We start from the raw sequence: 12,922 nt of genomic DNA, 5'->3' as shown, positions 1-12,922 counted from the left end.
TAGCCCTATGGGACAAATTAATCGGAAATTGAAGCCAAAATGTCCCATAGGAGTGACCGAACAGCGCTCTATCGGACAAAGCGTTCTGAAATAACCTTCAAAAACCTCCCCTGTCTTGGTTGCTTTCCCCGTACACTTGCATTTAAATCAAGCGAATTCCCATCCTTGCCGAAATTTATAATTTCTTAACGTACACAAAAATTTAAACTACACATATTCCGACAACAGTGTTAAAATAGGAAAAAGTTCAAAATTTGATTGATTAGTAATCTTCTTGAAAGCGAGGTAATCAAGTTGGTAGAAATGCGTAGTGACATGATTAAAAAAGGAGTCGATCGGGCACCGCACAGAAGTCTTCTTCGTGCTGCCGGCGTAAAACCGGAAGATTTTGGCAAACCGTTTATTGCGGTTGTCAATTCCTATATTGATATTGTTCCTGGACATGTCCATTTACAGGAGTTTGGAAAAGTCGTGAAAGAAGCAATCCGTGAAGCGGGTGGCGTTCCGTTTGAGATGAATACAATTGGTGTGGATGACGGAATCGCCATGGGGCATATCGGGATGAGATACTCCCTTCCTAGCCGGGAAATCATTGCCGATTCTGTTGAAACTGTTGTATCTGCACACTGGTTTGACGGAATGATTTGTATCCCGAACTGTGACAAAATTACACCGGGAATGTTGATGGGGGCACTACGGGTTAATATCCCAACCATTTTCGTCAGCGGTGGTCCAATGAAAGCCGGTCGGGACAGACAAGGAAACCCGCTTTCTCTAACATCCGTATTCGAGGGCGTTGGTGCTTATCAATCAGGCAAAATCAGTGTAGACCGATTGCAAGAAATTGAACAATTTGCCTGTCCGTCTTGCGGTTCCTGTTCCGGGATGTTCACGGCAAACTCGATGAACTGTCTTGCAGAGGCTTTAGGTCTCGCCTTACCGGGAAATGGTACGATTTTGGCCGATACAGAAGAGCGGAAAGAATTTGCCAAACGTTCTGCCAAACAATTAATGGAACTAATCAAAAAAGATCTTAAACCAAGAGATATCGTAACTATTGAATCTATCGATAATGCTTTCAGTTTGGATATGGCGATGGGTGGCTCGACAAATACCGTTTTGCATACCCTTGCCCTAGCACATGAGGCAGAAATCGATTATCCGTTAAATCGAATTAATGAAATAGCAAACCGGGTTCCTCATTTAGCTAAAATTGCTCCGGCCTCCGATTATCATATTGAAGATGTCCATCGGGCCGGTGGTGTCAGTGCCATTATTAATGAACTTTTGAAAAAGCCGGGCGCATTTAATGGTGATTGCTTATCAGTTTCCGGAAAAACGATTCGTGAAAATGTGTCGGGTTGTGAAATTATTAATAAAGATGTGATTCACCCATTGGATAACCCACATTCTGAAACAGGCGGACTTGCCGTATTGTTTGGGAACCTTGCCCCGGATGGTGCCATTGTAAAAGTGGGGGCGGTGGATCCTTCAGTCGGGGGTTATCATCGCGGACCGGCGATTTGCTTTGACTCCCAAGAGGAAGCATTGTCCGGTATTATTTCCGGAAAAGTAAAAGAAGGTCATGTCGTTGTTATCCGTTATGAAGGACCAAAAGGCGGTCCGGGAATGCCGGAAATGTTGGCACCTACCTCCCAGATTGTTGGTCGCGGACTTGGGGCAAAGGTCGGTTTAATCACCGACGGACGTTTTTCTGGTGCATCCCGCGGAATCTCCATCGGTCATATTTCTCCTGAAGCCGCTGAAGGTGGTCCAATTGCTTTTGTAAAAGACGGAGATATGATTGAACTGGATTTAAATAACCGAAAAATTACCCTTGAAATTTCTGATGAAGAATTTGAAAAACGGAAAGCGGAATGGAAAGGTTTTGAAATAAAAGTGAAAAAGGGCTATTTGGCTCGCTACTCAAAACTTGTTACTTCTGCAAGTACAGGAGGCGTAATGAAAATTTAAAATATCGTTTTAGCTATCCGTACGATAAACGGATAGCTTTTTTAATGCTTATTCTCTTCCCTGCCGGCGTTTTTCAACTTCCCTGCTACATGGATCGGGCAGTAAAATGTTCCAGTAAACGTTCGATTTTTTTGTAGTCGAGTCCAATTGAATTGGTAACATATTTTTCGAGGAAAGAACCCAATTTTTTAAATGACAAATATGCTCTAGCATTTTACCTCGCGTTAGCAGCAAGCAATATATCAACACGAAAGGAGGCAGAAACAAAAAATATTGTTTTACCTCCCGTTCTTTGTGATGATTTTTTTATTTCTAATTATGGCAATTGATGACCTGCCGAAAGATAAATATCGTACCATTCTTCCCGTGTCAATACGATATCAGAAGCTTTAGCAATTGAGGTCAAACGTTCCAGTCGCATTGTGCCAACAATCGTTTGAATTTTTGCCGGATGCCGTAAAATCCAGCTAACGGCAATAGCTGATTTATCTACGCAGTATTTGTCTCCTACTTCTTGAAGTTTGGCATTTAATTCCGGGAATTTTTCATTATCGATAAAAAGCCCTTCAAATTGACCGTATCTGAATGGAGACCATGCTTGAACAGTTATATTGTTTAAACGGCAATAATCAAGTACTGAATCATCCCGATTGATTCCAACATCATTTGTCATATTTACGTTTAATCCGGCATCGATCATACCCGTGTGCATGACACTCAATTGCAGCTGATTGATAATTAGATCTTGCTTAACATACTTTTTTAAAAGTTCGATTTGCATTGGGTTTTGATTACTGACACCAAAATATCTTACTTTCCCGCTTTCTTTCAATACAGTGAATGCTTCTGCCACTTCCTCCGGCTCCATTAATGCATCCGGGCGATGAAGTAAAAAGATATCGATGTAATCCGTCTTCAATCGTTTTAAACTGCCTTCAACAGATTCTATAATATGTTTTTTCGAAAAATCAAAGCAGATGTTCTTCCCGTTTTCCTGTCTGATTCCGGCCTTTGTTTCCAAAATCATGTTTTCACGAATGGAAGGATTTGAAGCAATCGCTTCTGCAAAAATTTCTTCTGATTTTCCCCCGCCATAAATATCCGCGTGGTCAAAAAAATCAATACCGAGTTCCAGTGCATGATGAATGACTTTTTCTGCTTCTTTTACTGATAGTTTCCACATCCCCATACAACCTAAGGCAATATTAGGAGCTTGTAAATCACTTTTACCAAGTTGAATTCTTTTCATCATTCCCACCTCTATTATCATTTCTACATTCAGCTTACCATATTGAAGTCTAAAAATAATTACAAGTTCATGAACAATTCCCTGTTTTTCCAAATATCAACAAAGGGATGTCCAAAAGGTCAAGTGCAAACCTTTCAACATCCCCTACTTAAGATTTATTTATTTGTATTACAAGTTTCTTTCAAGCAATTGATGCAATCCTTTATCTCCATCCCCTACTTAACTTTACAGGACATTAAAATATCTCGCTTCCGGATGAGCGACCACAAATGCAGTAACAGAGGCTTCCGGCTCCATCATAAACCCTTCCGTCAACTGGATGCCAATTTTTTCAGGTTGCAATAATTTAAATAATTTCGCTTGGTCTTCCAAATCTGGACATGCCGGATATCCGAACGAAAACCGTTGACCTTGATATTTTGCCTGAAAACGATCTTTCATTGAAAAATCGAGCGGATCCGGAAATCCCCAACGATCGCGAATTAATTGGTGAGTTCGTTCTGCTAACCCTTCCGCCAGTTCCAATGCCATGGCCTGGATTGCATGACTTTTAAAAAATTCACCCTTTTCCTTAAACTGAATAGCCAACTTGCGAATATTTTCCCCGGCTGTTACAGCAAACAAGGCTATATAGTCATGAGGAATATCCCCCGTCTGTTCACTCACATAATCAGCAATACATAAATATGGCGGCTTTTCTTGTCGTGGAAAGTTGAAAGTTTCGATGATTGTTTTTTTCGTTTCTGAATCCAGAATATGGATGGTATTTCCTTCACGATAAGCAGGAAAAAATCGGTAAATTGCAGACGGTCGGAACCAATTTTCCACTTTTCCTAATTCGAATAATTCATCGATCACTGCTTTTATTTCCACTGCCTTTGCGTGATTTTCAGCCAGCATTTTGTTAATATTTCCTTTTAGTCCAAAATGATGTCCAATCAACATTTGCATATTCACATAAGGAATAATTTGATCCAGTTCTATATTTGTCAATATATGTTCGTGACAATCAACCGGTTGAAAAACAATCGGTTTCGATACATCAGACTTGTTTACTTGTTTCTTTTCCTCTGTTTCAGCAACCTTGGAAAATGAGTTCGCCTCTTTCTTTTCCGCATTGGCAGAAGAGAACGTTTCCGGCTCCTCCATTAAACGATTGGCCAAGGCTAATCCATCCATTGCATCTTTTGCATAGAGAACCGGTCCATGATATTCCGGTGCAATTTTATTTTCAGTAAATTTTCGTGTTAAAGCGGCACCACCGACAAGAATAGGAACAGAGATGTCTTGGCCTTGCAAATCTTGGGCAGTTAACACCATTTGTTGTGCCGATTTGACCAGCAACCCGGACAATCCAATGATATCCGGTTTTTCTTTTTTTACTGCTTCGATTAATGTTTGCGGTGCTACTTTTATTCCTAAATCGATCACTCGGAATCCGTTATTCGATAAGATAATGTCAACTAAGTTTTTTCCAATATCATGAACATCCCCTTTGACCGTTGCCAGCAACACTTTCCCCTTCCCGTTTGTCTCCTGCTTTTCCATGTAAGGTTCAAGAAAAGCAACAGAAGCTTTCATTACTTCCGCACTTTGGAGTACTTCCGCAACGATCAGCTGATTGTCGTTGAATAACTTGCCAACAGTATCCATTCCTTGCATCAAAGGTCCATTGATGATATCCAGTGGATTTTTATATTTTTCTAACGCTAATTTTAAATCATCGATTAATCCATGTTTTGTCCCTTCGACAACATATTGCGCCAGCCGTTCTTCCAAAGATAAATGAACATCCGGTTGTTTTTCTTCTTTCTTTTTATCACGATAAAAATTGGTAAATTCAGCAAGGGTTATATCATTTGTTTCAAATAATAATTTTTCTGCCAAAATCCGTTCTTCTTCGGGAATCGAGGCATACCGTTCTAATTTTTCTGTATTCACAATTGCATAATCTAACCCTGCTTGTGTACAGTGATATAAAAAAACTGCATTCAGTACTTCTCTACCGGCCGCCGGGAGTCCAAATGAAACATTACTGATACCAAGTATGGTTAAACAATCGGGGAATGTTTCTTTTATCAACCGGATTCCTTCTACTGTTTCTTTGGCAGAACCGATATATTGTTCATCACCGGTACCAACCGGAAAAACGAGCGGGTCGAAAATAATATCAGTAGGTGAAATGCCGTATTCATTTACCAAAATATCATATGAACGTTTTGCGACAGTTAATTTTTGCTCCCTCGTTAAAGCCATTCCACTCTCATCAATGGTACCAACAACAACGGCCGCACCAAATTGTTTCATGAGCGGAATTATTTCATGAAATCTTTTCATGCCATCTTCTAAATTTATCGAGTTAATAATCGACTTCCCTTGGATATATTCCAGTGCCCGTTTTGTTACCTGCCAATCGGTTGAATCAATAACTAAAGGAACCTTAACTTTCTTGACAACTTCTTTGATAAACATTTCCATATCATGAAGCTCATCCCGGTCCGGATCAGCAAGACAAACATCAATGACATGGGCTCCGTTTTTCACTTGATTGCGGGCGATTTCAGCCGCTTCTTCATATTTTCCCTCTGAAATCAAACGTTTAAATTTCCTTGATCCGATCACATTCGTCCGCTCACCAACAAATAGCGGTCGCATCGTTTCATCATATCTTAACGGTTCGATACCGGAAACACGATGTTCATGCCGTTTTTCGCCTAACGGTCTCGGTTGAATCTTTGAAAGTACTTTAGCCAATTCACGAATGTGGTCCGGTGTCGTTCCGCAACAACCGCCGGCAATATTTAACCATCCTTTTTCAGCAAAATCTTTTATTTTTTGCGCGAGTGACAGCGGCGTTTCATGGTAATGTCCTTCTTCATCCGGAAGTCCGGCATTCGGATAACAGCTCACGGCAATTTCGGCCATATCAGCTAAAGTCCGGATATGATCCGTCATAAATTCGGGTCCGGTTGCACAGTTGAGTCCCACAGCAAATGGTTTGATATGTTCACTTGATATATAAAAAGCTTCAATATCCTGCCCGGCTAATGTTGTCCCCATTGGTTCGATCGTTCCGGACAGCATAAGCGGAACTTGAATGCCCATTTTTTTTGCCGCTTCCTGTATGCCCAAGAAGGCTGCTTTCACATTTAACATATCTTGACTCGTTTCCAGCAGTAAAAAGTCAACACCACCGGCCAATAAACCTTCTGCTTGAACTTGGTAATTTTCCACTAATTGATAAAAGGTGGCACCACCGGTCACGGATAACGTTTTTGTTGTCGGACCCATTGAACCCGCTACAAAACGGGGCCATTGTTCTGTAGAATATTTTTTTACCGCCTGTACAGCCAATTCCGCACCTATTTTATTAATTTCAAAACTTAAATGACCAAGCCCGTACTCATCAAGAACAAGCGGGGTTCCGCCGAATGTATTTGTTTCGATTATATCCGCACCCGCTTCTAAATAAGCTTCATGAATACTTTTTATCACGAGCGGAGCCGTTATATTCAAGTACTCATTACAGCCATCGTATTCCTCTCCCCCGAAGTCCTCTATGGAAAGTTCTTTTTGCTGAATCATTGTTCCCATTGCTCCATCCAGGATGAGAATCTTTTTTTCCAACTGTCTGTTCAACTTATACACTGGTAATCTCCCTTTCTACTTTCATCTGTTCTTTTTCATGAATGTAATTGATGAGTTCAACAGACATTTGATAATTTAAAAACGGGGTAATCAGATAAATGCCGTGAAAGAGATCAAAGGCGACATCAATCAAATGTTTCGCAATCGCAATCCCTTCCCGCTTCCCTTGTTCTTTATCATTTCCTACCTTTTTCATTTGTTCACGAACGGAATCAGGCAGTTTAATTCCGGGTACTTCATTATGAATGAATTCCGCATTGCGAGTGCTCGTTAACGGCATAATCCCGATATAAATCGGAACATCTAAATGTTTCGTTGCGTCATAGATATTCATAATCAACTCTTCGGAATAAACCGGTTGTGTAATAAAATAATCGGCACCGGAGTGAATTTTCTTTTCTAATCTAGCAACTGATTTTTCAATAATTTTTACATGAGGGTTAAAAGCAGCCGCTACTGTGAAATTTGTTTTTTCTCCTAAAGATGTTCCGGAATAGGATAAACCTTCATTAAATTGCTTAATTAACCGAATTAAGTCAAATGAAGTCAAATCAAAAACCGATGAAGCTCCGGGAAAATCACCAATTTTTGTCGGATCACCGGTTAATGCTAAAATGTCATGGATACCTAACGCATGTAATCCCATTAAATGTGATTGAATACCGATTAAATTCCGGTCCCGGCAAGTTAAATGAACAATCGGGCGGAGATGATAACGATTCTTCACAATTTGAGCACAAGCAACATTACTAATCCGCGGTGATGCCAAAGAATTATCCGCAAGTGTAATTGCGTCAATCTTTGCGTTTTTTAACGCGCTAACCCCTGATAAAAATTGACTCATCGGCAATGTTTTAGGCGGATCAAATTCAACAATAACGGATCTTCTACTTTTTACGATATCAACCAGAGACGGTTCATGAACTTGTTGAATTTGTGTTAATTGAATGGTTGGTTTTTCTTTAATAACTTTTTTCTCAGTGACCGGAGAAAGATTTTTCACCGCCTCAGCCATTGCCCTAATATGTTCGGGTCTTGTGCCGCAACATCCTCCCAATAAACGGACCCCTTCTTTTACGAATTGAATCGCTGCTTCATAAAAGTATTGTTCATCCGACTCATATACTAATTGTCCATCTTCCATTCTTGGCAAACTTCCATTTGGATAAACAGATAAAAATGCACCATTTGGTATAGGGATCTCCTCAAATGATTGAATCATATGGTATGGTCCGAGCCGACAATTCAGTCCAACGATATTTGCGCCAAGATCAATAAGTTGGTTGAAACCTTCCGCCAAAGGAGTCCCGCTTTGCAATACACCCTTTTCATGTAAAGAAACATTTGCCATTATCGGTAAATCTGTTTTCTTTCTTGCTACTTCGAGAACCGCTTTTAATTCATCTAAATCATAATAGGTTTCTAATAAAATTCCGTCAACTTGTTCTTTCAGTAATATGTCCAATTGTTCCTCGAAGCTTTGTAAAATATCATTTGTTGAAAAAATTGCTTTTTGGAAAGTCCGGATCCCGCCGATTGTACCGAGAACATAAACCGGCTTACCGCTTGTCTTTACCGTTTTTTTTGCGATTTCAACTGCTTTTGCGTTAATTTCTTGTACTTCGTTTTCCAATCCGTAACGGGCAAGTTTGATCCGATTTGCTCCATATGTATTGGTTTGAATGATCTTGGCTCCCGCTTCAATATACTCCCGATGAATCCGTTCAATTTCTTGCGGATTTGATACATTTAGTTCTTCAAAACAACGATCAATCCCGTATGAATACAACAGTGTTCCCATAGCGCCGTCCGCTATCAAAATTTGCTTTTCAAGATCTTGTATTAATCCCATTGTGTTCCCCCCAATAGAAAAAAGCCTTCCAAAGAAGAAGACTTTTTTATCTAATCTTCTTCTTATCTTTCGTGCCGAAAAGAAAGCACGTTGGATTTAGCACCGTGGTACCCATAGGTATCCGGTTGCTGAAGCTTCATCGGGCCAGTCCCTCCACTTCTCTTGATAAGAATCATCCATTTACTTTTTCTAATATAAATTACTCTTACTTTAACGAATTTTGATAAAATAATCAATAAAAAAATGAAAACTTCATAAAATATTTTTGTCTTTTTTTGGCCATTCGTCTATTCCAATCTTGTTCAGTCAAAGTCGGTTAGAAACCGGGCAAATAGTTCAAACCAAATTTTTCCTAATAATATTCCTAATTTTCACCCATTATTTCGTTGCAAAAACTTTTGATAAAAATGAACATTGCGCTTATACTACTAATATCAAGTGAAAAAGATAGATTGGTTTCGAGAGGAGAAAAAATAATGGTAAATGTTTTAATTGTCAGGGCACACCCGCTAAATCAAGAAGTTTCTCGGTCTATGAAAGTAACCGATGCCTTCCTTAACGCTTATAAAGAGATACACCCGGACCATAAGATTGAAGATATGAATTTATATCACGTAAACGTCCCTGAGATTGACCGAGACCTGCTTAATGCATGGAATGATTTGAATCAAGGAAAACCTTTTGATTCGTTATCTGATTCCCAACAGCAGAGGGTAAATATGTTCAATTCATATACGGAAGAATTTCTGCAACAAGATAAAATTATTATTGCGAACCCGTTGTGGAACTTAAGTATACCGACACGATTAAAAGCTTGGATTGACTGTATTACCGTGGCCGGGAAAACATTTAAGTATACGGAAACCGGATCGGTCGGTATTGTGAAAGGAAAAAAAGTCCTACATATTCAAGCAAACGGAGGAGTATATAATGGTTCAGACCCGGCCAGCCAATATGTGAAAACGATTTTTACCTTTTTAGGTGTGACCGACTTTCATCAACTATTTGTTGAAGGGATGGACCATAACCCGGAAAAAGCCGATGAAATTGTAGAAAAAGCAGTCGAAAAAGCCCAACAATTGGCGAAAGCTTTTTAGGAATGACTGTTTATTCTCTATTTAGGATGAACAACAAAGATAGATGGAGGTGAGTCTTTTGGTAAAGGACGATCACAATCATAATGACTCCGGATCAAAATATCACGAAACCCATGCCGGACAATTGCCCGATTACGGCGGTAACAGTAAAGAGGAAAAATTGTTAAAAACAACTAAGAAGAAATAACAGTAAAGTGAAACTTCCATCGGTGGGGTTTTTTATCCCACTGATGCCACAAATAAAACGCCTACGATGGCGTTTTATTGTTTTCCAATTGCTTTTTTAATGTTGATGGTGAAGGTGAACTTCATATTGGGTCCTACACATAACTGAATTTTCATGGGGATTTTCACTGTTCTCCATTTGAATGGTGACATGTTGAATCCCTTTATGAGCCAATTCATGTTCAATGTTCCGTAAAATCTTTTGACAATCAGTGATCGATAAATCTCCGTCAACAACAGCATGGCAGGATAGGGCATTGCTCCCGCTCGTAATGCTCCATACATGCAAATCATGAACACTGATTACTCCGGGTATGTTTATCATTGTGTTTACAATGTCATCAATATCAATATTTTGCGGTGTCCCCTCCATTAAGATATGAAGAGAATCCATGGTAACCCGCCGACCACTGTTCAAAACTAAGACGGCAACAATAAGACTGGCAACCGGATCGGCCCAACCCCAACCAAATAGCATAATGAGAATGGCTGCAACAATTGCTCCTATCGAACCTAACATATCGCTTATTACATGCAAAAATGCTGCATGCAAATTTAAATTTTCATGCGTATCACCTTGGCGCATCATAATCCAAGCAACAAGAATATTGACGAATAAACCAATAATCCCGATTACAAACATACCTGTTGACGCAATTTCCGGCGGGTTGGAAAATCTGCCAATTGCCTCATAAATGATAAACACGGCAATCACAATAAGCGTTAGACCATTAAAAAAGGCCGCCAATATTTCCAATCGTTTATATCCGTATGTTTTACTATAATTTGCAACTTTTTCCCCAAAAGTAAATGCTAATAATCCAATCCCCAATGAAATTGAATCGCTTAACATATGACCGGCATCGGAAAGAAGTGCTAAGCTGTTCGTTAATAACCCGCCAATTGCTTCAACAATCATATATCCTGTTATGATCAAAAAACTTATCAATAAGGCTTTTTTATTCCCTGTATGGGAATGGCTATGGCCATGATGGTTTGACATTTTAATCCCCCTACGTATGAAGCATATTTTTTACTTCCAATATATTTATCCATGTTCATATAGGAATGTTCCAGCGAAAAAATTTTTCCTCCGGCCATATTATCCTATCTTAAAAAGAAAAAATGGTCACTGACGAATCTGTGTAAACATAAGACATTTTATTCATGGCGTGCATGTTCAATTGCTTGTTTTAATAAATCCATGACATGGTTATCGTCATAGGAATAATATAAGGTCGTTTTCTCTCGACGGTACTTCACAAGTCGTAAATTTTTTAAAAAACGTAATTGATGGGATACGGTCGATTGTCGTAATCCTAAGATTTTAGCAATTTCATTTACCGCATATTCCTTTTCGAAAAGCAGATTTAGAATCCGAATTCGGGTCGGATCGCTCAATGCTTTAAAGGTCTGTGAAACGACAAATAATGTTTCCTCGTCTAAACCTTTCTCATTCGGTTTCTCGAGTCTTTCATCTTCCCCCATAAAATGATCACCTTCCATATTCTTATATTCATATATTAACATATATTTATATATTAATCCAGTTAAATCCAGATGAACTTTTTCAGTAAGCAAATTTGGTCAGGGATAGCAAATTTTTTATTCATTTGTTACGATAAACTTATACTTCATTACAAACTCCAATAATGGACATATAGAAAAGAGGATTCATTATGGAACAAAATATTCGTTTCCAGTCAAAAATTCATGTTGATTTACGCGATGTTGATTTTACAAAAAAAGTGAAATTAAGCACCCTTTTTAGCTATTTTCAAGATGTCGCAAGTCTGGCCTCAGTCGAATTAGGTTATGGAATTGAACAACTGGAAAGCCAATTTGGGGTAAGTTGGGTCTTAATTCGAATTCGTGTTGAAATTACCCGAATGCCGGAATGGGACGAGAAAATAACAATTGAGACTTGGCCGTTAGAACCTAAACGAATCGAATTTGAAAGAGATTATCTTGTCCGTGACGCCAATGGAGAAGTCATCATCCGGGCGGTTTCGGTCTGGGTATTAATGGATATCCATCAACGGAGACTGAAACGCAATGATGCAATTGGCATTCATTATCCAAGTGTCATTAAAGAAAGAGCTCTTGAGAAAAAACTGGGGAAATTGAATGGCTATGGACATCTTGAAAAAGTATATCAAAAAGTAATCGGGTATAGTGATGTAGATTTTAACGGACATTTAAACAATTCCAGATATGTTGACTATGCAATGGATTGTTTTCCGATTGAAAATCACCGGCAATTTGAAGTAAAGGCGATTGAAGTAAATTTTATTAATGAAGCCTTACCGGGCGATACCATCACATTGTTTCGTGATGTATCAGAATCCCGTGAAAACAAAATTTATATCGAAGGTCAAAAGGGAGAATCCGGAAATACTGTTTTTAAAGCGACAGTAGAAATAAGCGAAAGATAATTCGTCCATCTTTTGAAATGAGGCTCTTTATTTTATTAGGGAGCCTCATCACTATGATTTTCTTTCTAGCCACTCTTTACTCCATACAGAATAAAGGCAATTCCGATAAATACCCAAATAATTTTTGTAAAAGAAATTTTATCTGCCATCCCGATTAAACCAATGGACGTTGTCGTAATTAAAATAAGCGGTCCGATCAATGCTAAAGAGCTATTGACAACTAAAGCTTTCTCTACATTGTTTAACTTCAAAATAATTAGTGCAACTAATATTTCTAAGGATCCGGAAAAAATGCGTAAAAATGCCATCCCTAAAATTGCCTTTTCGAACATTTGAAACATGTTCTGCCCTCCTTTACCTAACTATAAAATGTATATGAAGCAGTAGGAAAAAGAAGGACAAGTTTTTATTCGCCATAAAACAATAAAGTGCGGGATAACGG

10 protein-coding genes and 1 riboswitch are annotated in these 12,922 nt (G+C 38.9%); of the genes, 4 read left to right on the top strand and 6 right to left on the bottom strand.

The window, feature by feature from the left end:
- The first annotated feature begins 303 nt into the window (after positions 1-303).
- Positions 304-1,974: a dihydroxy-acid dehydratase gene (gene ilvD, locus LIZ98_RS10765; protein ID WP_227139111.1), complete on the top strand. Its 1,671-nt coding sequence runs from the start codon at positions 304-306 to the stop codon at positions 1,972-1,974.
- 316 nt (positions 1,975-2,290) lie between these two features.
- Here ilvD and LIZ98_RS10760 read toward each other — a convergent pair whose 3' ends face one another.
- The 3 genes from LIZ98_RS10760 to LIZ98_RS10750 all read right to left on the bottom strand — a co-directional run bounded on the left by LIZ98_RS10760 (position 2,291) and on the right by LIZ98_RS10750 (position 8,723).
- On the bottom strand, positions 2,291-3,223 hold the full coding sequence (locus LIZ98_RS10760) for an aldo/keto reductase (RefSeq protein ID WP_227139099.1): 933 nt from the start codon (positions 3,221-3,223) through the stop codon (positions 2,291-2,293).
- Between the two features lie 225 nt (positions 3,224-3,448).
- Positions 3,449-6,871, bottom strand: coding sequence for a methionine synthase (gene metH, locus LIZ98_RS10755; protein WP_227139100.1), 3,423 nt, complete (start codon positions 6,869-6,871; stop codon positions 3,449-3,451).
- Positions 6,864-8,723 (bottom strand): bifunctional homocysteine S-methyltransferase/methylenetetrahydrofolate reductase, encoded by a 1,860-nt coding sequence (locus tag LIZ98_RS10750; protein WP_041903169.1) that lies wholly within the window; start codon positions 8,721-8,723, stop codon positions 6,864-6,866. Before LIZ98_RS10750 ends, metH begins: the two co-directional genes overlap by 8 nt.
- A 59-nt stretch (positions 8,724-8,782) precedes the next feature.
- Positions 8,783-8,895: riboswitch (SAM riboswitch) on the bottom strand.
- A 304-nt stretch (positions 8,896-9,199) separates the two neighbouring features.
- Here LIZ98_RS10750 and LIZ98_RS10745 point away from each other — a divergent pair.
- Together LIZ98_RS10745 and LIZ98_RS17985 are read left to right on the top strand one after the other, a co-directional pair.
- Positions 9,200-9,820, top strand: coding sequence for an FMN-dependent NADH-azoreductase (locus tag LIZ98_RS10745; protein ID WP_227139101.1), 621 nt, complete (start codon positions 9,200-9,202; stop codon positions 9,818-9,820).
- 58 nt (positions 9,821-9,878) lie between these two features.
- Positions 9,879-10,007, top strand: coding sequence for a hypothetical protein (locus tag LIZ98_RS17985; RefSeq protein ID WP_255602025.1), 129 nt, complete (start codon positions 9,879-9,881; stop codon positions 10,005-10,007).
- A gap of 96 nt (positions 10,008-10,103) precedes the next feature.
- On the opposite strand, the gene LIZ98_RS10740 is transcribed toward LIZ98_RS17985, so the two are convergent.
- Together LIZ98_RS10740 and LIZ98_RS10735 are read right to left on the bottom strand one after the other, a co-directional pair.
- Positions 10,104-11,048 (bottom strand): cation diffusion facilitator family transporter, encoded by a 945-nt coding sequence (locus tag LIZ98_RS10740; protein WP_041903172.1) that lies wholly within the window; start codon positions 11,046-11,048, stop codon positions 10,104-10,106.
- A gap of 158 nt (positions 11,049-11,206) precedes the next feature.
- On the bottom strand, positions 11,207-11,533 hold the full coding sequence (locus tag LIZ98_RS10735) for an ArsR/SmtB family transcription factor (RefSeq protein ID WP_041903173.1): 327 nt from the start codon (positions 11,531-11,533) through the stop codon (positions 11,207-11,209).
- Between the two features lie 191 nt (positions 11,534-11,724).
- Here LIZ98_RS10735 and LIZ98_RS10730 point away from each other — a divergent pair, with 191 nt between their 5' ends.
- Positions 11,725-12,480, top strand: a complete 756-nt coding sequence (locus LIZ98_RS10730; protein ID WP_034769909.1) for an acyl-[acyl-carrier-protein] thioesterase — start codon at positions 11,725-11,727, stop codon at positions 12,478-12,480.
- Between the two features lie 65 nt (positions 12,481-12,545).
- Here the strand turns inward: LIZ98_RS10730 and LIZ98_RS10725 are convergent, their stop codons facing one another.
- Entirely contained in the window at positions 12,546-12,812 is a 267-nt protein-coding gene (locus tag LIZ98_RS10725) for a YqhV family protein (RefSeq protein ID WP_034769963.1), read from the bottom strand.
- Positions 12,813-12,922: the final 110 nt, after the last annotated feature.

Source organism: Caldibacillus sp. 210928-DFI.2.18 (genome assembly GCF_020554505.1).
GTDB classification, from domain to species: Bacteria; Bacillota; Bacilli; order Bacillales; family Caldibacillaceae; genus Caldifermentibacillus; species Caldifermentibacillus hisashii.
The sequence above is the reverse complement of the archived record's forward strand: the minus strand, read 5'-3'. Positions and strand labels throughout refer to the sequence as shown.

Coding starts and splice junctions, on each gene's coding strand:
- ilvD (WP_227139111.1), top strand. CDS start 304: ATGCGTAGTGACATGATTAAAAAAGGAGTCGATCGGGCACCGCACAGA.
- LIZ98_RS10750 (WP_041903169.1), bottom strand. CDS start 8,723: ATGGGATTAATACAAGATCTTGAAAAGCAAATTTTGATAGCGGACGGC.
- LIZ98_RS10730 (WP_034769909.1), top strand. CDS start 11,725: ATGGAACAAAATATTCGTTTCCAGTCAAAAATTCATGTTGATTTACGC.
- LIZ98_RS10760 (WP_227139099.1), bottom strand. CDS start 3,223: ATGAAAAGAATTCAACTTGGTAAAAGTGATTTACAAGCTCCTAATATT.
- LIZ98_RS10740 (WP_041903172.1), bottom strand. CDS start 11,048: ATGTCAAACCATCATGGCCATAGCCATTCCCATACAGGGAATAAAAAA.
- LIZ98_RS10735 (WP_041903173.1), bottom strand. CDS start 11,533: ATGGGGGAAGATGAAAGACTCGAGAAACCGAATGAGAAAGGTTTAGAC.
- LIZ98_RS10745 (WP_227139101.1), top strand. CDS start 9,200: ATGGTAAATGTTTTAATTGTCAGGGCACACCCGCTAAATCAAGAAGTT.
- LIZ98_RS10725 (WP_034769963.1), bottom strand. CDS start 12,812: ATGTTCGAAAAGGCAATTTTAGGGATGGCATTTTTACGCATTTTTTCC.